General features: G+C 64.8%; 24 protein-coding genes. 11 read left to right on the top strand and 13 right to left on the bottom strand.

The genetic code is table 11. The features are described 5' to 3' along the window. Window positions 1-68: 68 nt before the first annotated feature. The 6 genes from yidD (at window position 69) to eutC (ending at window position 6,479) form a co-directional block, all read left to right on the top strand. Window positions 69-362, top strand: coding sequence for a membrane protein insertion efficiency factor YidD (gene yidD / locus GGR62_RS11765; RefSeq protein WP_184408084.1), 294 nt, complete (start codon window positions 69-71; stop codon window positions 360-362). Then, on the top strand, window positions 359-1,708 hold the full coding sequence (locus GGR62_RS11760; RefSeq protein WP_184408083.1) for a dihydroorotase: 1,350 nt from the start codon (window positions 359-361) through the stop codon (window positions 1,706-1,708). Before yidD ends, GGR62_RS11760 begins: the two co-directional genes overlap by 4 nt. Next, window positions 1,708-2,547, top strand: coding sequence for a M23 family metallopeptidase (locus GGR62_RS11755; protein WP_184408082.1), 840 nt, complete (start codon window positions 1,708-1,710; stop codon window positions 2,545-2,547). The genes GGR62_RS11760 and GGR62_RS11755 overlap by 1 nt, the downstream gene beginning before the upstream one ends. 343 nt (window positions 2,548-2,890) lie before the next feature. Beyond that, on the top strand, window positions 2,891-4,255 hold the full coding sequence (eat, locus tag GGR62_RS11750) for an ethanolamine permease (protein WP_184408081.1): 1,365 nt from the start codon (window positions 2,891-2,893) through the stop codon (window positions 4,253-4,255). Beyond that, the gene (locus GGR62_RS11745; protein ID WP_184408080.1) at window positions 4,252-5,661 is read left to right on the top strand and encodes an ethanolamine ammonia-lyase subunit EutB; all 1,410 of its coding nucleotides are present in this window, start codon (window positions 4,252-4,254) and stop codon (window positions 5,659-5,661) included. Before eat ends, GGR62_RS11745 begins: the two co-directional genes overlap by 4 nt. Beyond that, entirely contained in the window at window positions 5,658-6,479 is an 822-nt protein-coding gene (eutC, locus tag GGR62_RS11740) for an ethanolamine ammonia-lyase subunit EutC (RefSeq protein ID WP_184408079.1), read from the top strand. The genes GGR62_RS11745 and eutC overlap by 4 nt, the downstream gene beginning before the upstream one ends. Window positions 6,480-6,699: 220 nt before the next feature. On the opposite strand, the gene GGR62_RS11735 is transcribed toward eutC, so the two are convergent. The 3 genes from GGR62_RS11735 to GGR62_RS11725 all read right to left on the bottom strand — a co-directional run bounded on the left by GGR62_RS11735 (window position 6,700) and on the right by GGR62_RS11725 (window position 8,804). Next, the gene (locus GGR62_RS11735; protein ID WP_260305872.1) at window positions 6,700-7,566 is read right to left on the bottom strand and encodes a DUF4440 domain-containing protein; all 867 of its coding nucleotides are present in this window, start codon (window positions 7,564-7,566) and stop codon (window positions 6,700-6,702) included. Window positions 7,567-7,754: 188 nt separating this feature from the next. Then, window positions 7,755-8,045 (bottom strand): hypothetical protein, encoded by a 291-nt coding sequence (locus GGR62_RS11730; protein ID WP_184408078.1) that lies wholly within the window; start codon window positions 8,043-8,045, stop codon window positions 7,755-7,757. Window positions 8,046-8,300: 255 nt separating this feature from the next. Beyond that, window positions 8,301-8,804 (bottom strand): pyridoxamine 5'-phosphate oxidase family protein, encoded by a 504-nt coding sequence (locus tag GGR62_RS11725; RefSeq protein WP_184408203.1) that lies wholly within the window; start codon window positions 8,802-8,804, stop codon window positions 8,301-8,303. Between the two features lie 405 nt (window positions 8,805-9,209). On the opposite strand from GGR62_RS11725, the gene GGR62_RS11720 reads away from it, so the two are divergent. After that, the gene (locus tag GGR62_RS11720; protein WP_184408077.1) at window positions 9,210-10,391 is read left to right on the top strand and encodes a putative acyl-CoA thioester hydrolase; all 1,182 of its coding nucleotides are present in this window, start codon (window positions 9,210-9,212) and stop codon (window positions 10,389-10,391) included. A gap of 1,026 nt (window positions 10,392-11,417) precedes the next feature. On the opposite strand, the gene GGR62_RS11715 is transcribed toward GGR62_RS11720, so the two are convergent. The 6 genes from GGR62_RS11715 to efp form a co-directional block, all read right to left on the bottom strand. After that, on the bottom strand, window positions 11,418-12,107 hold the full coding sequence (locus GGR62_RS11715) for a phytoene/squalene synthase family protein (protein WP_184408076.1): 690 nt from the start codon (window positions 12,105-12,107) through the stop codon (window positions 11,418-11,420). Between the two features lie 25 nt (window positions 12,108-12,132). Then, window positions 12,133-12,798 (bottom strand): phosphoglycolate phosphatase, encoded by a 666-nt coding sequence (locus GGR62_RS11710; RefSeq protein WP_184408075.1) that lies wholly within the window; start codon window positions 12,796-12,798, stop codon window positions 12,133-12,135. A gap of 112 nt (window positions 12,799-12,910) precedes the next feature. Then, window positions 12,911-13,630, bottom strand: coding sequence for a bifunctional 2-polyprenyl-6-hydroxyphenol methylase/3-demethylubiquinol 3-O-methyltransferase UbiG (ubiG, locus tag GGR62_RS11705; RefSeq protein ID WP_184408074.1), 720 nt, complete (start codon window positions 13,628-13,630; stop codon window positions 12,911-12,913). 30 nt (window positions 13,631-13,660) lie between these two features. After that, complete coding sequence (locus GGR62_RS11700) at window positions 13,661-14,998, bottom strand: TRZ/ATZ family hydrolase (protein ID WP_184408073.1); 1,338 nt, start codon at window positions 14,996-14,998, stop codon at window positions 13,661-13,663. Window positions 14,999-15,016: 18 nt separating this feature from the next. Continuing rightward, entirely contained in the window at window positions 15,017-15,820 is an 804-nt protein-coding gene (locus tag GGR62_RS11695) for a hypothetical protein (protein ID WP_184408202.1), read from the bottom strand. 50 nt (window positions 15,821-15,870) lie between these two features. Further along, window positions 15,871-16,437, bottom strand: coding sequence for an elongation factor P (efp, locus tag GGR62_RS11690; RefSeq protein WP_002802373.1), 567 nt, complete (start codon window positions 16,435-16,437; stop codon window positions 15,871-15,873). 103 nt (window positions 16,438-16,540) lie between these two features. Between efp and epmB the strand changes: the two genes are divergently transcribed. After that, window positions 16,541-17,569 carry an EF-P beta-lysylation protein EpmB gene (gene epmB, locus GGR62_RS11685; protein WP_184408072.1) on the top strand — a complete coding sequence of 343 codons (1,029 nt, stop codon included), beginning with the start codon at window positions 16,541-16,543 and terminating at the stop codon, window positions 17,567-17,569. A 19-nt stretch (window positions 17,570-17,588) separates the two neighbouring features. Here the strand turns inward: epmB and GGR62_RS11680 are convergent, their stop codons facing one another. Genes GGR62_RS11680 through GGR62_RS11670 form a run of 3 tightly spaced genes read right to left on the bottom strand, consistent with a single transcriptional unit; the run spans window position 17,589 to window position 21,451 of the window. After that, window positions 17,589-19,706 (bottom strand): GGDEF domain-containing phosphodiesterase, encoded by a 2,118-nt coding sequence (locus tag GGR62_RS11680; protein ID WP_184408071.1) that lies wholly within the window; start codon window positions 19,704-19,706, stop codon window positions 17,589-17,591. After that, entirely contained in the window at window positions 19,703-20,632 is a 930-nt protein-coding gene (locus tag GGR62_RS11675) for a phosphate/phosphite/phosphonate ABC transporter substrate-binding protein (RefSeq protein WP_184408070.1), read from the bottom strand. The genes GGR62_RS11680 and GGR62_RS11675 overlap by 4 nt, the downstream gene beginning before the upstream one ends. A 51-nt stretch (window positions 20,633-20,683) precedes the next feature. After that, entirely contained in the window at window positions 20,684-21,451 is a 768-nt protein-coding gene (locus tag GGR62_RS11670) for an RNA methyltransferase (protein ID WP_184408069.1), read from the bottom strand. A gap of 117 nt (window positions 21,452-21,568) precedes the next feature. On the opposite strand from GGR62_RS11670, the gene GGR62_RS11665 reads away from it, so the two are divergent. Next, on the top strand, window positions 21,569-22,402 hold the full coding sequence (locus GGR62_RS11665; protein ID WP_184408068.1) for an inositol monophosphatase family protein: 834 nt from the start codon (window positions 21,569-21,571) through the stop codon (window positions 22,400-22,402). 150 nt (window positions 22,403-22,552) lie between these two features. Here GGR62_RS11665 and GGR62_RS11660 read toward each other — a convergent pair whose 3' ends face one another. Further along, window positions 22,553-23,164 carry a superoxide dismutase gene (locus GGR62_RS11660; RefSeq protein WP_184408067.1) on the bottom strand — a complete coding sequence of 204 codons (612 nt, stop codon included), beginning with the start codon at window positions 23,162-23,164 and terminating at the stop codon, window positions 22,553-22,555. 259 nt (window positions 23,165-23,423) lie between these two features. On the opposite strand from GGR62_RS11660, the gene GGR62_RS11655 reads away from it, so the two are divergent. Beyond that, window positions 23,424-23,873, top strand: coding sequence for a ribonuclease (locus GGR62_RS11655; RefSeq protein WP_184408066.1), 450 nt, complete (start codon window positions 23,424-23,426; stop codon window positions 23,871-23,873). Then, complete coding sequence (locus tag GGR62_RS11650) at window positions 23,870-24,295, top strand: barstar family protein (RefSeq protein ID WP_184408065.1); 426 nt, start codon at window positions 23,870-23,872, stop codon at window positions 24,293-24,295. The genes GGR62_RS11655 and GGR62_RS11650 overlap by 4 nt, the downstream gene beginning before the upstream one ends. Window positions 24,296-24,679 lie beyond the last annotated feature (384 nt).

The following is a 24,679-nucleotide window of genomic DNA, read 5'->3' as shown; positions in this document are numbered from 1 at the left end:
CCCGGGGCCCGGGAAAGCGGGCCTTTATAGCTTACCCCACGGACCCCGGCAACCACCTGTTAATCTAAGTGGCATATCATTGGCAAGTGATCGGACGCCTGCTCATCGCGCTGCTGCGCTTCTACAAGCTGTTCATCAGCCCGCTGCTCGGGCCGCGCTGCCGTTTTGCGCCCAGTTGCTCGGAGTACGCGATGACCGCCATCGGCCGCTTCGGTCCGCTTCGCGGCTGCTGGCTGGCCGCGCGTCGGCTCGGCCGTTGCCATCCGTTTCATCCGGGCGGGTTCGACCCCGTCCCCGACGCACCCCCATCCGCGTCGTCCCCCTCTTCCACTTCCTGCAGTTGCAAAGGACCTCATCCATGAGCCGAACCCTCATCGTCAACGCCCGCCTGGTCAACGAAGGCAAGGAATTCGATGCCGATCTCCTGATCGAAGGTGGCCGCATCGCCAAGATTGCCGACAAGATCGCTCCCGGCGCCGGTGATACGGTGGTGGACGCGGCCGGGCGCTGGGTGCTGCCGGGCATGATCGACGACCAGGTGCACTTCCGCGAGCCGGGCCTGACCCACAAGGGCGATATCGCCACCGAATCCGGCGCTGCGGTAGCCGGCGGCCTGACCAGCTTCATGGACATGCCCAACACCAATCCGCCGACCCTGGATGCAGCCGCGCTGCAGTCCAAATACGACGCTGCGGCCGGGCGCGCCTGGGCCAACTATGGCTTCTATATGGGCGCCAGCAACGACAACCTGGCCGCGATCCAGACGCTGGATCCGAAGACCGCACCGGGCATCAAGGTGTTCATGGGCGCCTCCACCGGCAACATGCTGGTCGACAACCCCGAGACGCTGGACGCGATCTTCCGCGATGCGCCCACGCCGATCATCACCCACTGCGAAGACACCCCGACCATCGATGCGACGCTGGCGCAGTACAAGGAAAAATACGGCGACGCGTTGACCCCGGAGATGCATCCGGACATCCGTTCGCGCGAGGCGTGCCTGAAGTCCTCGCAGCTGGCGGTGTCGCTGGCGCGCAAGCACAACACCCGCCTGCATGTGCTGCACATCTCCACCGCCAACGAGTTGGCGTTGTTCGAAGCCGGCCCGTTGGTCGATGCCGATGGCAAGGTGCGCAAGCGCATCACGGCCGAGACCTGCATCCACTTCTTGCGCTTCGACCGCAGCGATTACGCGCGGCTGGGCAACCTCATCAAATGCAACCCTGCGATCAAGGACGCCGACGACCGCCTGGCGCTGATCGAGGCGCTGGCCGAAGACGTCATCGACGTACTCGCCACCGACCACGCCCCGCATACCTGGGAAGAAAAACAAAAGCCCTACGCGCAGGCGCCATCGGGCCTGCCGCTGGTGCAGTACGCGCTGGTCGCTGCGCTGGAGCTGGTGCACGAAGGCAAGCTGCCGATCACCCGCATCGTGCAGAAGTTCGCGCATGCGCCGGCGCAGTTGTTCGATGTGGAAGAACGCGGCTTCCTGCGCGAAGGCTATTTCGCCGACCTGGTGATGATCGACAACACCCCGTTCACCGTGAAGCGCGAGCAGGTGTTGTCCAAGTGCGGCTGGTCGCCGTTCGAAGGCACCACCTTCCGCTCGCGCATCGCCGCGACCTGGGTCAACGGCCAGCAGGTATGGGATGGCGAACAGTTGCTCGGCAGTGCCGCCGGTCAGCGCCTGACCTTCGACCGCTGATGCGTGCAGCCCTGTTTGGCGCCTGGCTTGCGCTGGCGCCGCTCGCGTTCGCTGTCGGCAGTGCCGCTGCGCAATCTGCGGCCACTGCAGAGGTGGTGTTTCCGCAAAGCGCCTCGCAAGGCGCATTGGTGATCGGTAAGGTACCGGCCGGCAGCCAGGTGCAGTACGCCGGCCGCACGTTGCGCGTGAGCGGTTATGGCAGCGTGGTGTTCGGCATCGGCCGCGATGCCAGCGGCCCGTTGCAGGTGCAGATCATCCGGCCCGATGGCAGCAAACAGACCGTCAGCATCGCGGTGACGCCACGCGATTGGCCGGTGGAACGCGTCAATGGCGTGCCGCCCAAGACAGTCAATCCGCCTGCGGCGATCGCCGAGCGGATCAAGCGCGAACAGGCACAGGTCACCGCCGCGCGCGACCGCGACGATGCGCGCACCGATTTTGCGCAGCCCTTCATCTGGCCGGTGCAGGGCCGCATCAGCGGACGTTTCGGCAATGCGCGCGTCTACAACGGCCAGCCCGGCGCCGGCCATTCGGGCATGGACATCGCCGTGCCCACCGGCACGCCGGTCAAGGCACCGGCGGCCGGCGTGGTGACCTTCGCCGCACCGGACCTGTATCTGACCGGCGGCACCGTGCTGCTGGATCATGGCTTCGGGGTGAGCTCGAATTTCCTGCACCTGTCACGCATCGATGTGAAGGTAGGCGACCGGGTGGAGCAAGGCCAGGTAATTGCGGCGGTGGGTGCCACCGGGCGCGCGACTGGGCCGCATCTGCATTGGGGGATGAATTGGTTCGACGTGCGCATCGACCCACTGTTGGTGCTTGAGCGCAAACAATAGAGCACGGGGGATCGATCGGGGCCGGCGCGCAGCGGTGCGGGAACACTCCGGTTGCCTATGTTCACTGCGGCGCGGTTCGATGTGCGCATCGACCCACTGTTGGTGCTTGAGCGCAAACAGTAGAGCGTGCTGGGTTTCGCCAGGGCCGCCGTGCAGTCAGGGTAGCGCGGCGCGCTGGTTCTGTTCGGCCCACCCGTCGCGCTTGTGTTCGCCGCAAAGGTTTGCGGTATAACCGGAACGGCCGTCGGCGGTTGCCCTGCATTCGCGCACGATCAGCCACAGACGGTCTGTCCAGCGCTGCGGCGTCGGACGTGCTTCATCTCCCCTCCCCCGACCGCAGGAGATGTGCGACATGCGCAACGAGCAACTCAAACCCACCCTGGGCACCTGGCAGTTGTGGGGAATCGCCGTAGGCCTGGTGATTTCCGGCGAGTATTTCGGCTGGAGCTACGGTTGGGGCACCGCCGGCACGCTGGGCTTTCTGGTGACCACCGTGTTGGTCGCGGTGATGTACACCTGCTTCATCTTCAGCTTCACCGAACTGACCACCGCCATCCCCAACGCGGGTGGGCCGTTCGCCTACAGCCTGCGCGCGTTCGGCACTTACGGCGGCATGCTGGCGGGCCTGGCCACGCTGATCGAGTTCGTGTTCGCGCCACCGGCCATTGCGATGGCGATCGGCGCCTATCTCAACGTGCAATTCCCGACCCTGGACCCGCGCATCGCCGCAATCGGGGCGTATGTCATCTTTATGAGCCTGAACATCGTCGGCGTAGCGATCGCTGCCACCTTCGAGTTGATCGTGACCTTGCTGGCGGTGATCGAGCTGCTGGTCTTCATGGGCGTGGTGGCGCCGGGTTTCAGCGTGGCGCGCTTCGCCGCCAATGGCTGGGCCGGCAGCGATGTATTCGGCCCGGCTGCGATTTCCGGCATTTTTGCCGCGATTCCGTTTGCGATCTGGTTCTTTCTGGCGATCGAGGGCGCGGCAATGGCGGCCGAAGAAGCCAAGGACCCCAAGCGCACGATTCCGCGCGCCTACATCGCCGGCATCCTCACCCTGGTGGTGCTGGCATTGGGAGTCATGGTGCTTGCCGGCGGGGTCGGCGACTGGCGTCAGCTCTCCAACATCAACGACCCGTTGCCGCAGGCGATGAAGGCGGTGGTCGGCAGCAGTTCGACCTGGCTGCACATGCTGGTGTGGATCGGCCTGTTCGGTCTGGTGGCCAGTTTCCACGGCATCATCCTGGGCTATTCGCGGCAATTCTTTGCATTGGCGCGTGCCGGTTTCCTGCCGCACGGCCTGGCCAGGCTGTCGCGCTTTCGCACGCCGCATCGCGCGATTCTTGCCGGTGGCGCGATCGGCATCGCGGCGATCTGCAGCGACAGCGTGGTCAAGATCCAGGGCATGTCGCTGACCGCGGCGATGATCACCATGTCGGTGTTCGGTGCGATCGTGATGTATGTGATGAGCATGCTCAGCCTGTTCAAGTTGCGCCGCGCCGAGCCCGGACTTGAACGCAGTTTTCGCGCGCCGGGCTATCCGGTGGTGCCGGCAATCGCGCTGCTGCTGGCGCTGGTGTGTCTGGTGGCGATGGTCTGGTTCAACCCGATCGTGGCGTTGATCTTCCTGGGACTGCTGGGCGTCGGCGCGCTGTGTTGCGTGCTGAGTCTGCGTGGCCAGGGCGGCTCCACGGCCAGCGTCAGATGAGCGGGTTTGCGTTCACTGCAGGCGGCGAACGCTTCCAGTTCGCCGATCTCAAGCAGTTGCTGGCCAAGGCCACGCCAGCACGCTCGGGCGATCGACTGGCCGGGCTCGGCGCCGACTCCGGTTTGCAGCGGGTGGCGGCGCAGATGGCGCTGGCCGACCTGCCGCTGCGTCATTTCCTGGATGAAGCGGTAGTGCCGTACGAATCGGACGAAGTCACCCGCCTGATTGTCGACCAGCACGATGCGGCCGCATTCGCCGCCGTCGCGCATCTCACCGTCGGCGGCTTTCGCGACTGGCTGTTGAGTGCGCAGGCCGATGAAACAACGCTGGCGGCGCTGGCGCCCGGACTGACGCCCGAGATGGTGGCGGCAGTCTCGAAGTTGATGCGCGTACAGGACCTGGTCCTGGTCGCGCAGAAGACCCGCGTGGTCACGCGCTTTCGCAATACGCTGGGCTTGCGTGGACGTCTGTCCACGCGCCTGCAGCCCAACCACCCCACCGACGATGCCACCGGCATCGCCGCCAGCGTGCTAGACGGCTTGTTGTACGGCAACGGCGATGCGGTGATCGGCATCAACCCGGCCAGCGACAGCCTGGCCGCCACCACCGCGTTGCTGCGCATGCTGGATGCGGTGATCACCGGCTACCAGATCCCCACGCAGTCCTGCGTGCTAGCACACATCACCACCACCATCGAAGCGATCAACCGCGGCGTGCCGGTGGATCTGGTGTTCCAGTCCATCGCCGGCACCGAAGCAGCCAATGCCAGCTTCGGCATCAATCTGGCGCTCTTGCAGGAAGGCCATGACGCCGGGGTGGCGTTGCGGCGTGGCAGCGTCGGCGACAACGTAATGTATTTCGAGACCGGCCAGGGCAGCGCGTTGTCGGCCAATGCGCACCATGGCGTGGATCAGCAGACCTGCGAAGTGCGCGCCTATGCCGTGGCGCGGCAGTTCAAGCCGCTGCTGGTGAACACGGTGGTGGGCTTTATCGGCCCGGAATATCTCTACGACGGCAAGCAGATCATCCGTGCCGGGCTGGAGGATCATTTCTGCGGCAAGCTGCTCGGCGTTCCGATGGGTTGCGACATCTGCTACACCAACCATGCCGAGGCCGACCAGGACGACATGGACGTGCTGCTGACCCTGCTCGGCACCGCCGGCATCAACTTCATCATGGGCATTCCCGGCTCCGACGATGTGATGCTCAATTACCAGACCACCTCGTTCCACGATGCGCTGTATGCGCGCCAGGCGTTGGGCCTGCGCGCTGCGCCCGAGTTCGAACATTGGCTGGAACAACAAGGCATCCTTCGCCTGCGCGACGGCCGCTTCGAACTCGGCAACGAGCTTCCGGCACCGTTCCGGCGTGCGCTGGAGCAGTTGAACACCGGCAGCGCGCCATGAGCAGCCCGACGACACCGCCACGCGATGCCTGGGCACAACTGCGCCAGCTCACGCCGGCGCGTATCGCGCTGGGGCGCGTCGGCACCAGCCTGCCGACAGGCGCGCATCTGGATTTCCAACTTGCGCATGCGCAGGCACGCGATGCGGTACATCTGGCCTTCGATCCGCAGCCGCTGCAGGCAGCGCTGCAACAACGCGGGCGGGAAAGCATCGTGTTGCACAGCGCGGCGGTGGATCGGCATACCTATCTGCAACGTCCGGATCTGGGCCGACGCCTGAGCGAAGACGCTGCCGCTCATTTGCGCGGGTTGACCGCCGTACATGGCGGCGGGCATGACGTGGCGGTCGTGGTCGCCGACGGGCTTTCTGCATTGGCCGTGCATCGGCATGCAACGCAGATGCTGGAGCATATCGATGCCCTGGCCGCGCACGAACACTGGTCGTTGGCGCCGGTGGTATTGATCGCGCAAGGCCGCGTCGCCATCGGAGACGAAGTCGGCGAACTGCTCGGGGCCAAAATGGTGATTGTCCTGATCGGCGAGCGCCCCGGCCTGAGCTCGCCCGATAGCCTGGGTCTGTATCTGACATACACCCCGCGCGTCGGCCTGACCGACGTTGCGCGTAACTGCATTTCCAATATCCGCACCGAGGGGCTGAGTTACGCAGAGGCAACTCACACGCTGGCTTACCTGCTGCGTGAATCGTTTCGCCGCAAGTTGTCCGGCGTACAACTCAAGGACGAAGCGGAGCAACCGGCACTGCCGTCGGCGGGCCCGCCTAATGCTGCGCTTCGCAACTTTTTGCTGCCCGATGGTTAGAGCCACTACTCGCACCTGCTGCCTTGCTGCGAAGGCATTCAGCGCCATCTGAGACGAGGCCCGGGATCCGCGGCCCAACCGCAGCTGGATCTACACTGTGCGCGTCAAAGGACACCTCGCGTTGCCGTCACAGACCGTGACCACGCTGCGCATCGCATCCTGGCCGAGCGAATCGAACGCACGAATGCACGGCGCACGGTGGCCACCAGCATCCATTTACCTAATCTTGGCGCGACGCGCGTTCACTGAGCACGCCATTCTCATACACCGCCAGCGATCCAGGCGCCGCGTGATCGCCACCTTCAAAATCGAACTGGAGATCGCGCTCCAAGGCAAAAAAGCGCCTGACCGATTGCGGCCGAAGCGTGGCCACGAAACTGCCTGCGGTAAGCACCAGATGGTCGCCGTCCACCGCGATCAGTATCATGCCGGCGCGAGGCGCACGATAGCGGCCTGCGTAACGCGCAAGCGTGGCGGCGGGGAGTGTGATCACCTGGGTTGGCGGCGTGTAGGGCGCAGGCCCATGCGCATAACTGAGGACGCGATGCATGCGCCAGCGCCCATCCGCGAACTTCCACACGGTGGTGAAGTCGGCCTGTCCATCCAGGCGCTCGGCCGCATTGCGCTCGCGCACATAAAAGCGGTGGCGGCCCGACAAGATGGCGTAGCCGCCCTGAAGCGGATGAAACACAAACGTTTCGCCAAGCGCCTCGCGTCGAAGATGTAATGCGGCGTCACCGCAAGGACCGTTTTTCAACGACGCCACGACCGCTTCGCGCGGGGTCGTCAGGCCAGTCTTGTCGTGATAGAACTCGACGTCTGCAGTGAACGCCTCGGCAATGGCCTTCATATCGCAGGCGTTATAGGCGTTCCAGAAAGCCGCATCGGCAGATCGAACCTGATCTTCGTCTTGTTGCGCAACCGCTCCGAAGGCGTTGCCCGCGACACACATCGATAACGCAACGATCAGCTTGGCGAATCTCATACCGCACCCCACTGTGTTGAATTGCACAGTAGAAGATCGGCAGCGTAGCAACACGCCCCAAAGGTCACCCTGCCGCATGGCGGTGTCGACTAACAGCTGCATGCAGAAACGCAGCTCGCGTTACCTAGACCTTCCCCGCACTGATCGCGTTTGAAAGCAGGAACATTGCGGCAGAACAACTGCGCGGTGGGCAGATGCATGCCTGCGCATCCCTGACCCAATGCGCGCGCACGCTGCGCGGGCGGTTCACATCCGCTTGCCGGTCGCACACGGCATGTTATCGGCCAAGATCAGCTGAGCGCCCCGTCCCGGGGATTACTGGCCGCATACGTGCTGGTACGCAACTCGTTGTCGTGCGGATGGCGCAACGCATCGCGTACGGCTTCAGGCAATGTATCGACATCCAGCATCACCTTGCACGAGTGCACATCACGCACGACCGAAGCCGGCAGGATGAAATCACCTCCGTTTTCGATATTGATGACGAGCTCGGCGCCATCGTTGCGAATATCACGGATTGCGCCCACGCCCACTTCGCCGTCGCGCAGGAACACCATTTGACCGATTTCGATCCGTTGCATGTCTTGCTCTCCTCGACAAAACCGTCGGTGTATCAGAGTACGCGGCACTGCACACCAGCTGACAAGCGCGCCACACATCAGCGCCTCAGGCGCGCACATCGCTGCGTGCATCACCCGCTGGAAATCCACTGATCCCGGGTTGCAAGCTGATGCCAGGGCAGCGAACCATCCAGCGACCGACTCGCCGCATCCCGAAGCCAACCGCGGCCGCCAGCACGCAATACGCGCCGGTGAGCTCGCTCACCACATGCCGGTTTATCGCAGCGGAACGTCGGCCACTTTGTCTTGATAATCCTTCTTCGGATCCACACCGAACAGCACCTTGATACCGGCCAACAGGCTCGACCCGTTGAGCCAGATCTGCGCGTGATCGGTGTCCAGACGCAGCAGCGCCAACTTCGGATCGTCCTTGCCGCCTTCGTACCAGGCAGCGACATGCGGATTCCACAAGCGCTCGACCACTGCCGGGTCTGTGTCCTCGCGCAATGAACCGCTGATGCTGGCGAACAGATCGTGGCCCTTGCTGCTGAAGGCGCCAATGACGCGACGGCCCTGCCCCAGCATCGCAATCAGCGCATTGTCCTTGGAGGTGAAAAACCAGATCGGCCCGCCGCTGTCGCCTTCAATCTGCGCGGTCATCGGGCGCGCATGGCCATCCTCCACACCATCCAGTCCCAGCATCACGGTGCGATCGGATTTGAGCGCCTTCCAGAATTTGTCCTGCAGCTCTTTGGGGTCTGCCATTTCGATTCCTGCCATGCGTAGGTCTACGCGGGTAACCCGAGTGTGGAAGCCAGGCCGGCCACGACACGTGACGATGTGCGCCGTTATCTGCACACGCCCGCAACACGCATTGCGCTCGCCAATGGTGCAAAAGCATGTGGCATCGCAGCACGCAACCCGCTTACACGACGAAAAGTTGGCGAAAACCGTGATGACACCGATGATCTCGAACATTGCACCGGCCTGGCTGATCAGAACAGGCGAACCCGGCAATACCATCGCGTCGATTCCTGCTCGATTATCCAAACGCCTTACCCCAAACGCAGCCGGCATTGCTGCCTGTGCCGTGTCGTGTCGTCGCATGCCGTCTGTATCGCCTTGACTCCCGTGTCCAGCACGTATCCAACGATACGCACCTACTCCAAGAGAGAGCGTCATCCCATGTCCGCACTGTATCTCCGCACGACCTGCATCGCCGCTACGCTGCTGAGCCTGGTCAGCATCGATGCCGTCGCATTGACCGGCACGGCCACCCGGCCTCAGCTCACCAGCAGCGAGGCAGGCACTTATACGATCACCAAAGCATTGGCCAAGGCGGGACCACTCAACGCATTGGTGACCGACAACTGGAATCCCACCGCTGGCGTCGCCCTGCTCAGCGCGGACTATGCGGTCGCCGCCGATGGCTCCACCCGGTATCGCACCGTGCAGTCGGCGATCAATGCAGCCGTGGCTGCAGGCGGCAGCACGCGTCGCTACATCAGCATCAAGGCAGGCACCTATACCGAGCTGGTCTGCGTCCCGCTCGAGGCTCCGCCGCTGACGGTCTTCGGCCTGGGTACCAATGCAGGCGACACCATCATTCGCTTCAACAACGCCAACCCCACCCCCAAGCCGGCGGGCACCGCAAGCCACCCGTGTGCCAGCAACGCATCCGCTACCATCGTGGGCACTTCCAACAGTGCGACGGTGACAGTCCGCGCAGCCGGCTTCCAGGCCCGTCATCTGCGTGTGGACAACAATTACGTCGAAGGCACCTACGCCAACGACAACCAATCGGCCGTAGCGCTGGCGGTGCGCGGCGACAAGGCCAGCTTCGAAGACGTTCTGTTGACCGCCAATCAGGACACCTTGCTGATCAGCGCCATTAGCGCAACCAGCCTGATCCGCGCTTATTTCAAAAGCAGCACGATCGAGGGCGATGTCGATTTCATCTTCGGCTCCGGCGTCGGCGTGTTCGACGGCGCCACCATTCGCTCGACCGGCGCGCGTCTGGGCAGCAGCCGTGGCGGCTACATCTTCGCGCCCAGCACACGGCCAGCCAGCAGCTACGGGTTTCTGGCGATCAACAGCAGCTTTGTCGGCGTGTCCGGTTCTCCCGACAACGCCACCTATCTTGGACGTGCCTGGGATGAGGGTGTGGGCAGCCTGAGCGCCTACGTCAACGGGACCTCGCCCAATGGGCAGGTGACGGTGCGCAACTCGACCCTCGGAAGCCATATCCGCAAGGCCTCACCGTGGAATGCATCCACCGTCAGCCGTCCGTATTGCAGCAGCAACTGCGCCAATTCGCCAAACCGTTTTTATGAGTACAGCAATACCGGTGCCGGTAGTGCCGACTGAAGACGACGACGACGCCTCGCGTGCGCCAGTGGCGTACTTCAAGTTGGCGGCTGGCTTCGGATCATCGCGCCCACACGTCTGCCAGGCATGTGCATGGCAGTTGCCGGTCTGGCATCGCTGACCACGCCGGCGCGCACTGACTGACACCGTAGCCATGACCTGTCGGCAAGCCGCCTCGCGCGGTTTGCCGACAGGCGTTGTTGCCAACGCATCAACGCTCGGCAGCAGCCCGAGTGGTTTTGCGATCAACCGATCGCGCTGATCGCCGAACGATGTGTGATTGCAGCACAAGCATCGACCGTAGGCCGCGCTGAAGCGCGGCGATGTCTCCACCGCCTGCCATCCACTGCCAACAGATCCGCCGACCTGCGCTTGCTCGAAACGACGGTCCGCAACTGCCGACCTGCGCGCTCAACCGAGCGCGATGATCGGCCTGTCTGGAGCACGCCAACGACACATAGCGAAGCGACTCCAAGCACGTCATGGAAGCAACAGGAAGCGCAAATCGCGGCGTGATGCAGTGGCTCGCAATCCATTATCCATTGCTCGCGACCATTCGGCAGCCGCGTAGGCTGACGTGCTTAAGAGCAGCTAACAAAACCTGGCGAGCGCCTGTCAGTGAGTGCAGTAGTTTTGTCGGCCGTATCTTGGTAGATGCAGTCAGAAGTCCAGATCAAACACTGAGTGGGTCGAATGCGCGGTGCCCTCACCGCTGGCGGGACACGCCGCAAGTACGTCGTAGGCTCGGTGGCGGCATCCATGCCGCCACACGGTCCCGGAAGCGGCGAGGACACCGCACCAGAGACTCCGCTGGTTGCTGTGTTTAAACCCATGCATGCCGGCCATCTCGACTGGCCCTTGCCCGCCCAGCGTCGCGGGACCTTACGCGGCATGGATGCCGCGTAAGCGCTTACAAGGACGTCCTTGCAGCGTGTCCCGCGACGCTGGGCAGGCAAGGGCCCTGCAGGCAGGCCGCAGATAGCCGGCCTGCAGTAGGCTGACGCGAAGTCGTTTTGTTAGCCGCTCTTAATCCGCGCCGCTGGCCGCACGCCAGCTATGCCATAGCTGTTGCACTGGCGGCGGATAGGCCGACTTGCCACTGAGTTCGCGCTGCAGACGCAACCGCGCCAGTCGCGACCACACCCGATGCGGCCGCGCCAACGCCGGCTTGCGCGGCCAGGCACGCAGCAATTGCGTACGCCACGCAGCGGTCGTCATGCCGCCCGGGGCCGCGCTGTCGCCGGCCACACGCTGCCGTGCATCCAGCCATTGCACTGCCACCACGGTGGCATCGCCAGGCTGGTTGCGTGCAAACAGTACCGCTTCGACTGCGAGCACAGCCTCGGCAAAGGCACGCAATGTCGCCAACGCCTGCTGCAGCGACTGCGGCTGCGCGCGGGCGTCCTGCATGGCCGGCAAGGTGTCGGCCAGTTGCGCCCACGGCGCACGCACCGGTTCGAGCACGCGCCCCAGCGGATGGCGCGAGCGCTGCTGTGACCAATCGCGCAGCTCCTGCTGCCACCAGGCCAGCTTGGCATCGGCCGGCAACGGGTCGCCGGCGATGTTCATGATGTCTTCCCACTCCTGCAGCAGCGCAAACCAGGCTGCGGTGAGGTGTCGCTGCGGTTCGGAAATGAAAGGCTCGGCAACCGACCATTCCGGCCAGCGGGTTCGCCACTTGTCGAGAAAACTGTCGAGGGCGCTGGATTGGCTCATGGCGGGTCCAGAAAAAGAAAGAAGATCAGGTGCGCGGCCACGCCGCCGCATCCCACAGCGTCTGCGGCTGTTCGACCAGCACGTCGGCCTGCCAGCTCGACGGCTCGTCGTCGTGCAGGCGATAGCCCCACAACACCGCCACCGATGGCATCGCCGCCGCGCGCGCGGCAAGAATGTCGCGCTCGTCGTCGCCGACATAGACGCACTGGGCCGGCGCAACGCCGATGCGCTCGGCCGCTGCCAGCAACGGCAGCGGATGCGGCTTGCGCTCGGCCAGCGTATCGCCGCCGATCAACACCGCGCAGCGCTGCTGCCAGCCCAGTTGCGGCAGGATCAGCCGCGCCAGGTATTCGGGCTTGTTGGTGACGATGCCCCACACGCGGCCGGCGCGCTCCAGGCGCAACAGCAGTTCCTCGACACCGTCGAACAGCGTCGACTCGGTCCCGATCAAGCCTTCGTAGCGACGCAGGAATTCGGGGACCAAGGCGGTGCGCGCAGCATCATCGAGCTCGGCAAAGGCCACGCCGACCATCGCACGCGCCCCTTTCGACACCACCGGCCGCAACTGCTCCAGCGCAATCGGCGCGCGCGCGCGCGCGGCCAGCATTGCGTTGACCGTGGCCAGCATATCCGGCGCGCTGTCCAGCAAGGTGCCGTCCAGATCGAACAACACCGCACGCGGAAAACTCACGGGCCCACCAACAGCGACCAACGACAAGCAGCGCGGCAGGAATCGGAAGACATCGAGATCGCAGCCAACGGATGTTGCCAATCCCGAATCCCGATCCCCAACTCCTCGCCCTTCATGGCCTCACCGCATACGCCAGATAATTGACCTCGGTGCGCGACGACAACCGCGCGCGGTTGCGCCACGGCTCGTACAGCATGCCGCTGACGTCTTGCAGCTGCAGTTCGGCACTGCGCAACCAGGCCGCAAGCTCTGCCGGCTTGATGAAATCCTTGTAGTGATGCGTGCCCTTGGGCAGCAGCCGCGCGATGTATTCGGCGCCGACCACCGCCAGCGCGAACGCAGCCGGAGTGCGATTGAGCGTGGACAGGAACAGCTTGCCGCCCGGCTTGAGCAGGCTTGCGCAAGCGCGGATGATCGCGGTCGGGTCCGGCACGTGCTCGAGCATTTCCATGCAGGTCACCGCATCGAAACTGCCCGGTTGTTCGGCGGCCAGGTCTTCCACCGACTGCACGCGGTAATCCACCTGCACGCCCGATTCCAGGCTATGCAGGCGCGCCACCTTGACCAGCTCCGGCGCCAGATCGATCGCGGTGACCTGCGCGCCCAGACGCGCCATCGATTCGCTGAGCAAACCGCCGCCGCAACCGACGTCGAGCACGCGCGCACCGGCAAGATCCAGCCGCGCGGACACATAGTCCAGACGCACCGGATTGAGCGCATGCAGCGGCTTTTGCGGGCCGTCGGCATCCCACCAGCGGTTGGCCAGTGCAGCGAACTTGTCCAGCTCGCTCTGATGGAAGTTGCTGGAAGTGGATTGCGTATTCGGATTCATGCGGGGGCTCCGTGATGCGATGACGCGCGATCAGGCGCGGACGGTGCGGATGCGTTCGCGCCATTGCCGCGCATTGGCGACAAGGGCAGCGGTATCCATGTCGATCAGCTCGCGCTGCACCAGTTTGGGTTTGCCGGCGATCCACACATCGGTGACCTGATGACGGCCGGCGGCGTAGATCAATTGCGACAACACATGATGCAACGGCTGGGTCTCCAGCGCAGACATGTCCACGCAGACCAGATCGGCCTGCTTGCCGATTTCGATCGAGCCGATCTTGTCGCCGAAGCCCAATGCGCGCGCGCCGCCCAGCGTGGCCGCGCGCAGCGTGGTGGCCGCATCCAGCGCGGTGGCGTCGTTGGCCACGGCCTTGGCCAGGATCGCGGCGGTGCGGTTTTCGCTGAACATGTCCAGATCGTTGTTGCTGGCGCAGCCGTCGGTGCCGATGGCCAGGTTCACGCCCGCACGCTGCAAGGCGCAGGCCGGGCAGAAGCCCGACGCCAGCTTGAGGTTGGACTCGGGGCAATGCACCACGCTGACGCCGCGTTCGGCGCACAGATGGATTTCCGCCTCGGTGAGCTGGGTCATGTGCACGGCGATCAGGCGGTCGTTGACCAGGCCCAACCGATCCAGACGCGCCAGCGGGCGCTGGCCATATTGCTTGACCGAATCGGCCACTTCCTGCGCGGTTTCATGCGTATGCAGATGCACCGGCAGGTCCAGCTGGTCGGCAAGCATGCGTACGCGCTCGAAATTCGCGTCATTCACCGTATACGGCGCATGCGGTGCGAATGCGGTGCCGATCAACGGGTCGTCGCGCCATTGGTCGTGCAGCTCGCCGGCCCGCGCAAAGTATTCGTCGTCCGACGATGCCCAGGCGGTGGGGAAATCGATGATCACCGCGCCGACCAGCGCACGGAAACCGTGCTGCTTGTAGACCGCCGCCTGCACGTCGGCGAAAAAGTAGTTTTCGTTGACGCAGGTGGTGCCGCCGCGCAGCATTTCGGCGATGGCGAGCGTGGTGCCGTCGGCCACGAACTCCGGCCCGATCACCGCCGCTTCCACCGGCCAGATGTGCTGCTGCAGCCACACCATCAACGGCAGATCGTCGGCAATGCCGCGTAGCAGGGTCATCGGGTTATGCGTATGCGCATTGACCAGACCCGGCATCAGCGCGGCTTCCGGCCGCGAGACGGTCTGCTTCGGCGCAAACCGTGCGCGTGCTTCGGCAGTCGGCAGGATCGCCACGATGACGCCGTTGCTGACCGCCACCGCGTGGTTTTCCAGCACCACCGCATGCGGTTCGATCGGCACCACGTAACCGGCTTCGATCAACAGGTCGCACGCTTCGGGAGGGGCATTGGTCATCAGCGGATCCATAAGAGGTTAGTTGTCGAACGGCCAGCTGGCATCGCCACCGGCCACAGGCACATAGCGCTGGCCGTTGTAGCGCAGCACCTGGCGCACGCGACGGGACCGTTCGGTATCGGTGTCGCTGCCAGCTACGCTTTCCACGGTAGACACGTTGGCTGTCAGCACGATGTCCGCATAGCCGGCATGTCCCTGCGGCGCCATGCTCAGGTTCAGATTGGCGACTTCGGTGATCACATCGCCCTTCCCCACACTGCACGGCTCGCCTTTCACGCGTTGCCACGCATAGAGATCGCGTTGCAGCACCGGGCGCAAGCTGCGCCCTTCGCGCACCAGCAAGGTCAATGCCTGATTGCTGTAAAAATCCGGGCAGCTGGGCCCGCGCGCTGCGCTATGCACCACCACGCCAATCGCGCGCACGCCCTTGGCCAGGTCGTAGCGCGCGGTATCCAGACGCAGACTGTCGGCCGCGAGTTCGAAGGCGGCGTCCTCACCCATGTCCTGCGCGTAAAACGCCAGCACCTTGCCGCTGGCGGCATCGAGCATGGCCACGCGCAACTCAATGTCGCGCTCGCCAGGCACGGTCTGGGCGTCGCCAGCAAATGCGATTGCCGCCAGCCGGATCGCCGCATCGTTCGGCCACGGCTTGCAGGTCTGGGCCACCGCACGCTCGACCGGCACCGTGGCTGCAGCGCCGCCCACGACCCCGGAGGTTGCAATGGCTGCAACGGCGGCCACGTCACCGGCGCCGCAGGTTGCGGCAGCCGATTGCGCAACGGCCGGGCACGCTGCGAGCGCCGCCCACAGCCCCACCACCACACCGGCACTGCGTAGCGTTCGACCAGGCCAGCGTCCCGGGCGCATCCGGCTTACTTGACGCGCGCCGAGTATTCGCCCGAACGCGTATCGACCTTGATGATTTCATCCTGGTTGACGAACAGCGGCACGCGCACCACCGCGCCGGTTTCCAGCGTCGCCGGCTTGCCGCCGCCGCCGGAGGTATCGCCGCGCACGCCCGGGTCGGTCTCGGTGATCTTGAGCTCGACGAAGTTCGGCGGCTGCACCCAGATCGGCGCGCCATTCCACAACGTCACGATGCAGTCTTCCTCGCCCTTGAGCCACTTGTCGGCGCCGCCCATGCCGGCCTTGTCGGTCTGCACCTGCTCGAAGGTTTCCGGGTCCATGAAGTGCCAGTACTCGCCATCGCTGTACAGGTAACGCATGTCGGTATCGACGACGTCGGCCACTTCCACGTCGTCGGTCGCCTTCATGGTCATTTCGACCACGCGGCCGGACTTGATGAAGCGGTACTTCATGCGGGTGAAAGCCTGGCCCTTGCCCGGCTTGACGTATTCGGTCTCGGTGATGACCGCCGGCTCGTTGTTGACCAGGATCTTCATGCCGTTCTTGACGTCGTTCATGCCAACAGTGGCCATGGTGCAGCTCCTCGATAAGACCACGACCCGCCACAGGCCGTGGCGGGTCGGATTAGAATGGGGTGCCCGCCGCAACCGGCGGGCATTGGTTTTGTGACCGCATATGATACCCGCAGCCTCCCTCGCCTTACAGCCATCGCCGCCCCCCGCCCTGCAGCCGCCGCGCTGGCAGCAGCAGTGGCGTGATGCCGTGCGCGATGCGCGCACGCTGCTGACGCTGCTGGGCCTGGACGCGCAGGCGGACGGGATCAGCGATGCCGCCGCCGCCCAGTTCCCGCTGCGGGTGCCGCACGCGTTCGTCGCGCGCATGCGGCGCGGCGACCCGCACGACCCGTTGCTGCGCCAGGTGCTGCCGCTGGACGAAGAGATGCGGCCGGTGCCCGGCTTCGACCTGGATGCGGTCGGCGATGCCGCGGCCAAGACTGCAGAGGGGGTGATCCAGAAATACCGCGGACGCGCCCTGCTGATCGCCACCGGCAGCTGTGCGGTGCACTGCCGCTACTGCTTCCGCCGCCACTTTCCCTATGCCGAGGAAACCGCCGCGCGCGACGGCTGGCGCGCCGCAGTCGCCGCGATCGCGGCCGACCCCAGCATCGACGAAGTGCTGCTGTCCGGCGGCGACCCGCTATCGCTGGCCACCCCCAAGCTGGCCGAACTGACCGATGCACTCGCCGGCATCGGGCACATCAAGCGCCTTCGCATCCACAGCCGCCTTCCGGTGGTGCTGCCCGAACGCGTCGATGCGCCGCTGCTGGCGTGGCTAGGCGCCCTGCCCTGGCCGGTGGCCTTCGTGATCCATGCCAACCATGCCAACGAGTTCGATGCCGGCGTGGACACCGCCATGCGCGACCTGCGCGAGGCCGGTGCGCAACTGCTCAATCAGGCCGTGCTGCTGCGCGGCGTCAACGACAGCGTCGATGCGCTGGCGGCGCTGAGCGAGCGCAGCTTCGCCGCCGGCGTGTTGCCGTATTACCTGCATCAGCTCGACCGGGTTGCCGGGGTGGCGCATTTCGACGTGGACGATGCCCGCGCGCGCGCGCTGCATGCCGAACTGGCCACGCGTCTGTCCGGGTATCTGGTACCGCGTCTGGTGCGCGAAATCCCCGGCGATACCGGCAAGCGGCCGCTATGACGCGGCGCGATCCCGCCGCTCAGCCGGCCGCAATCAGCTTGACCATATCGGCCGCACTCAACGGGCGGCTGAACCAGTACCCCTGACCGAGGTCGCAGCCGCGCTCACGCAGCAGGTTGAACTGCGCTTCCTGCTCGATCCCCTCGGCCACCACGGTGATCCCCAACGAGTGGGCCATATTGATGATGGCGGTGGTCAACGCCAGATCGTCCGGGTCGCGCTGCAGATCGGCAATGAAACTCTTGTCGATCTTGACCCCGTCCACCGGCACCTGGCGCAGATGGCTCAGGCCGGAGAAGCCGGTACCGAAGTCGTCCAGCCACACCTTCACCCCGGTGCGGTGCAGCTGATCGAGCAGGCTTGCCGCCATCATCTCGTCGCCGATCACTGCCGTTTCGGTCAGTTCCAGATGCAGACGCGCGGCCGGCAGCCCGGACTCGGCCAGACACCGGGCCACGGTGTCGATCAGGGCGCCGCTGCGCAACTGGCGCGGCGAGACGTTGACCGACACGAACAGGCCCTCGCCCACCACCGGCCATTGCGCCGCTTCCAGGCAGGCCGCGCGCAGCACCTTGGGACCGATCACTTCGATCAGCCCGCTCTGCTCGGCGATGTCGATAAAGGTGGAGGGCGCAATCGTGCCCAGCGCCGGATGTTGCCAGCGCAGCAGCACTTCCACGCCGACCAGCATGCGGTCGCTGGTGCGATAGATCGGTTGGTAGACCAGCCGCAACTCATCGCGCTCCCAGGCACCGCGCAACTCGTGCTCCATGTGCACGCGGCGCTCGACCGCGTGATCGGCCGCGCGGCTGTAGAAGCGATAGCAGTTCTTTCCGGCCACCTTGGCCTGATACATGGCGATGTCGCCGTTCTTCAACAACGCAGTGGAATCACTGGCGTCGTCGGGAAACAGCGTGATGCCGATCGAGGTACCCAGGAACACCTCGCGCCCCTGCACATTCAACGGGCCGCTCAACTCGTGCACCAGCCGGTCCGCCAGTTGCGCAGCCAACAGGCTGATATCGCCGCTCTGCAGCAGGATCACGAACTCGTCGCCGCCGAAGCGCGCCAATATCGCGTCGTCGCCGCCCAACACCGCCACCGTGCGACTGATGCGGCTGGCGAACTGCAGCAGCGCTTCGTCGCCGGCCTCATGGCCGAGGGTGTCGTTGACGCGCTTGAAGTCGTCGATATCGGCAAACAGCAGCGCCAACTTGCTGCCGGAACTGCGCGCGGCGTTGATCTGGCAATCCAGACCTTCGCGAAAACCGAGCCGGTTGGTCAACCCGGTCAAGGCGTCGGTGTAGGCCATGTGGCGCACTTCCCGATCATGCCGGGCGATGGCCTCGCTCATGCGGCCGAATGCGGACATCAACTCGCCGATCTCGTCGTTGCGCGGATGCGGCGGCAGCTGCACCGTGTAGTCGCCGCGCTCGATCTGCCGCGCTGCCGCTGCCAGCAGACGCACCGGTGCCACCAGCGTGCGCTGCACGTAGATGGCCAGCAACACCCCCAGCGCGACCAACGCCGCCAGCAACACCAGTAGCCAGCCCAGATCGCGCTTGCCGATCGCGTTGAGGTTTTCCACCAGGATCAGATTCGCCCCGGACTCCAGCTTGCGCGCGCGTTCGCGCGACAAGCCAACCCGCACGCCGCCGATGTACTGGTCGCCGATCTTGATCGGCATCGTCACATCCAGCACTTCGGACGATGACTGCAACAGCAAGGCCTGCGCGGCCACCGCCCTGGCCGCCAGCGGGTCGGTCATCGCTTGACCGTAGCGCTGCAGATTCACGCTGCCGTCGTGCACCAGACGGCCGTGTCGATCGAACACCAGCACATAGCTCACTACCTGCTGACGCGTGACATTGCGCACCAGTGCGCCCACGGTGCCCAGATCGGCGTAATACAGCGGATTGGCAAGGCCAGTCGCCAGTTCGGTCGCCAGGGTTTCGCCGCGGTTACGCAGGCTGCGGTCGAACAGCTCGTGCAGGATCTGCGCGCTCAGCCCGCGCACTTCGCGCTGCATCGTGCTCTGGCGTTGCAGCAGCGAGGCCAGAATCGCACCGACCAGCAGCAACGTCAGTGCCATGACCAACAGGAAGCGTGCCTGCAAACCGAAGCGTACCTGCGTCATTCCACTCGGCTCCTGACACGTTGCACCTCGGCGCTCAGCGCCTGCAGGCGCTGGCGGCTGGCGTCATCCAACGGGTGGAACGCGGTGGTGTCGAAGAAGCGTTTCAACGCCGGGGCCGCCTTCGGATCGGAGGCGGCTTGCAACAGCACCGCGCGCAGGCGCCGCTCCACCGCCGGATCCATGCCCTCGCGCACCATCTCCACCGCGCGCGGCAGCGACGCACTGCGGTGCACAATACGGAAATCGCGCTTGAACGCTGCCGGCAGATGACGCTCGTCGTCCCAATCCAGATTGCTGAAAGCACCGGCATCGATCATCCGCTTGTGCACGAGCGAGGCGATGTTCAATGTCGAACCGACCACCAGATAGCCCACAGAGCCGAGCACCCGGGTGTCGTCCGGCGACAGCAGCACGTCACAGGAGATGCCGCTGCGCATCAGTTCCAGCATTGGCATCAGATAGCCGGTGGTGGACGAAGCGTCCTGCAGCGCCAAGGTGTGCCCACGCAGTTGCCTGAGCGACTGAATCGGGCTGTCGCGGCGGACGAAGAACACGGTGTTGACCTCGCGCACACCGCCACGCTCGCTCATCACCAGCGGCCGCGCACTCCCGCGTTGCTCAAGCAACATCGCCGCTCCGGTGGTTTCGCTGACCCAATCGACCCGACCACGCCGCAAATAGCTGGACATCTGCCGCGCATCCGGCGCCATCAGGATTTCGCCCCGCCGGATACCGACCTCGCGCATGCGCGGGACCACATAATCCAGCAAGGGCTTGAGTTGGTCGTAATGTGTGGCAGGATCATCGCTGATCCGCCCGAGTACCAATACCGAGGAAGGTGCCTCAGCGGCCGTTGCGGCCAAGCTTGCCCCGGCGACCAGCCAGAGGGCAATCAGACACCAATGTAGACCGCGCAAAACGGACACTCCCCTAGAGCCGCCGACAGCCTAGCCGAATCTGTTCAGATGTGACAGACGTCAGCTTGCGTCGCGTTTTGCCAGCATTGCCATACGCTGCGCATCGGACAGGATGCCGCGAATCAGCCGCACCTCCTGCTCGGTCATCCCCGCACGCAGCAGCAGGCGTCGCAGTTTGCGCATCGCCGACTCAGGCGCCCGGCCCTTGTGGAAGTCGATATCGTCCAGGGTCTCGCCCAATTGGCCGAACATCCCTTCCAGTTGCGCATGACTGGCCGGGCCCTCGCGCAGCCCGCCGGCGGCCGCGGCGGGCGCAGGGTCGCCCGCGCCCGCCGCCAGCTGCGCCAGCCGCACCTCATAGGCCAGCACCTGTACCGCCGCCGCCAGATTGAGCGAACTGAACGCCGGGTCGGACGGGATATGCACGGCGGCATGACAGAGCTGCAGCTCGTCGTTGGTCAACCCGGTGCGCTCGCGGCCGAACACGAACGCCACCTCGGCCGGCTCGCCGGCCTTGGCCCAGGCGCGCTGCGCACCCTCGTCCGGCGCCAACTCTTCCAGCGCCACCCGCCGCGCACGCGCGGTGCAGCCGATCACCCAGGTGCAATCGGCCACCGCCTCGGCCAGGGTGGCGAAGATCGGCGCCTCGTCGAGCACGTCTTCGGCACCGGCCGAGCGCCGGTAGGCGTCTTCGTCGAGCGCGCGCTCGGGCGCCACCAACACCAGCCGCGAAACGCCCATCGTCTTCATCGCGCGCGCGGCGGCGCCGATGTTGCCTGGATGCTGGGTGCCGACGAGAACAAAACGGATGCGCTGACTGACGGACATGAACAGAGAATTGGAGAGCGGCTTGGCCGTAGATGGTAAACTGCGCGGCCGGCTTTCGCGCCGGACCGCTCTTTTACCTTCGCCATTTCCGATTCTGCCTTCACGGGAGCTTTAACCATGCAGAAACCCGCCGTCACCGTCATGGTCAAAGCCGCCCGCCTCGCCGGCAATGTGCTGTTGCGCGGCATCAACAAGCTCGATTCGCTCAATGTGGTGCAGAAGGGCCGCATGGACTACGCCAGCGAAGTCGATGCCGACGCCGAGAAGGTCATCATCAAGGAACTCAAGCGCGGCTACCCCGAGTACGCCGTGTTCGGCGAAGAAGGTGGCGTGCAAGGCGGCAAGAGTGGCCGCTACACCTGGGTCATCGACCCGCTGGACGGCACCAGCAACTATCTGCGCGGGTTTCCGCACTACTGCGTGTCGATCGCGCTGGTGGAAAACGGCGAACCCACCGACGCGGTGATCTTCGACCCGTTGCGCAACGAGCTGTTCACTGCCAGCCGGGGCGCCGGTGCAGTGCTCAACGACCGTCGCATCCGCATCGCCGAACGCAAGGATCTGGAAGGCGCAATGGTCCACACCGGCTTCCCGCCGCGCGAGCGCGCGCGCATCAGCGCGCAGCTGAAGTGCGTCGACGCACTGCTGGTGCAGGCAGAGGATGTGCGACGCACCGGTTCTGCCGCGCTGGATCTGGCCTATGTGGCCTGCGGCCGCGCCGACGCGTACTTCGAAGCCGGCGTCAAAGCCTGGGACATCGCTGCCGGCGTGTTGCTGGTGCGCGAAGCCGGTGGCCGCGTCTGCGACTACAAGGGCGCCACCCCACCGCGCATGGACAACATGGGCCCGGAAACCCAGCAGATCGTCGCCGGCAACATCAAGATCAGCGACGCGCTGCAGAAGGTCATCGTCAATACCGGTTACGCGCGCGAGTTCGACGCCAAGCTCTGATCGACGGCGCGGGCGGACACGAGCCTGCGTGCTGGAGCTGAGTTTCGGCGCAGACCTGGCGACCGAGATCACTCAGTGCCACTGGCTCATGCAAACGAAGAAGGCCGGGATCGCTCCCGGCCTTCTTGCGTTGCAGCGTCAGCTCAAGATTCAGGCGATCGCAGCGTGGTAGCGGCGCTCGACTTCTTCCCAGTTCACTGCGTTGTAGAACGCGCCGATGTATTCCGGGCGACGGTTCTGATACTTCAGGTAGTACGCGTGTTCCCACACGTCCAGGCCCAGGATCGGGGTGTTGCCCTCGAACAGCGGGCTGTCCTGGTTGGCAGTGCTTTCCACTACCAGCTTCTTGTCCGGGGTCACGCTCAACCAGGCCCAGCCGGAGCCGAAACGGCTGATGGCGGCCTTGGTGAAGGCTTCCTTGAATTTGTCGAAACCACCGATGTCCTTGTCGATCGCCTTGGCGACCTCGCCCTTGGGCTCGCCGCCGCCATTGGGCGAGAGCACGGTCCAGAACAGCGAATGGTTGGCATGGCCACCCCCGTTGTTGCGCACCGGGCCCTGCAGGTTTTCCGGCAGGCTCTTCAGCTTGGACACCAGCTCTTCCACGGGCAGGTCGGCGTATTCCGTTCCTTCCAGCGCCGCGTTGACGTTGTTGATGTAGGTCTGGTGATGCTTGGTGTGATGGATTTCCATCGTCTGTGCATCGATGTTCGGTTCCAGCGCGTCGTAGGCGTAGGGCAACTGCGGAAGGGTATAAGCCATGCGTGTCTCCTGGACTTGTCACCCGGCGAAGACCGGGCGTTGCGGATAGATGGTAGGGACGACGGGGGCGCTTCCCAAGGGTCTTGGTAGGGAAATTTCATTCCATCGCACGCCGTGCCCTGTGCGCTGCACACCTTGCACCATGCCCCGGTTACTTGGGCGTGAACCGTGCCCTCGCCCGGCCGCGTTCAAGCGCGACACAGTCGCGCAACGGCATACTTGCTCTGCCGTTTCCATGCCTTGTTTTCCGGACACACTCATGCGCAAACCCGCTCTGCTGATCGTCGCCATCGTGCTGCTCGTCGCCGGGTTATGGGGCATACGTGTGATGCAGACGCCCAAGCCGCAATTCGCGCCACAGCTCAACGCGCCGATCGCTGCCACGGCCCCGGTCGGACCGGTGCGTCAGCTACCGCGGCTGCCGGCCTTTTTGCCGACCGAAGCGCTGGCCACGATCGTGTTGATCCAGCGCGGCGGACCGTTCCCGCATCCGCAAGACGGTGGTGTGTTCGGCAATCGCGAGCAGCGTTTGCCGGAGCGCCCGCGCGGCTATTACCGCGAATACACCGTCGACACACCCGGCAGCGCCGATCGCGGCGCACGCCGCATCGTTACCGGCGGCACGCCGCCCGAAGCCTGGTATTACAGCGACGATCATTACGCTAGCTTCAAATCGTTCCAGGGTCCGACCCCAGAGCAGGCACCATGAACGCAGGCGACTTCGCACTGGATCTGTCCGACCCGCAGCAGTCCGGGGTGTATCAATCCGATACCGACGATCTGGACACCATGGCCGCGCTCGCCCGCGACGCCGGCCTGCGCATCCTGCGGGTGGATCTGGCCAGCTGCAGCGACAAGCACATGTTGCTGATGCGCCTGGCCATCCAACTGGATTTCCCGGCCAGCTTCGGTCGCAACTGGGACGCGCTCTCCGATGCCTTGCGCGACCTGGCCTGGCTGCCCGCATCACATGGCTATGCGCTGTTGATCAACGGCGCAGACGCACTCGCGCGCACTGCACCGAACGATCGCAACGCCTTGCTGGATATTCTCGATGAAGCCGCAACCGCCTGGGCCGCTCGCGGGCTCACATTTGCGGCATTTGTGGCGCCTGCAAGTGCTTGCGACTGAGAGCGGCTAACAAAACCTCTCGAACGCTGTAGCGATGGCAGCAACGTCTTGGCCACAAATGACGCGATGTCGGGAATGGCAGCGACATTCAGATGCGATCAAAAGCGTGGTTAGTCGAGTGCGCGGTGCACTCACCGCACCAGAACGTTCGTAGGTCGCTTCGTTGAAAGCCTGCCTGTTATTCGCTCGCGTTGCGACGCTGATCGGACGCACCGTCATCCAGAAAACGCGCTGATTGCACTGCTTGCAACCATGCACACCGACGCTCTCGATTGGTCCTTGCCCGCCTACCGTCGCGGGACCTTACGCGGCATGGATGCCGCGTAAGAGCCTTATCTGTTCGGATTCTGGCAGTTTAGGTGTCGAGAGCCGACGTGGGCCACC

It is taken from the genome of Xanthomonas sp. 3075, from assembly GCF_014197275.1.
Classification (GTDB): Bacteria; Pseudomonadota; Gammaproteobacteria; order Xanthomonadales; family Xanthomonadaceae; genus Xanthomonas; species Xanthomonas campestris_B.
The sequence above is the reverse complement of the archived record's forward strand: the minus strand, read 5'-3'. Positions and strand labels throughout refer to the sequence as shown.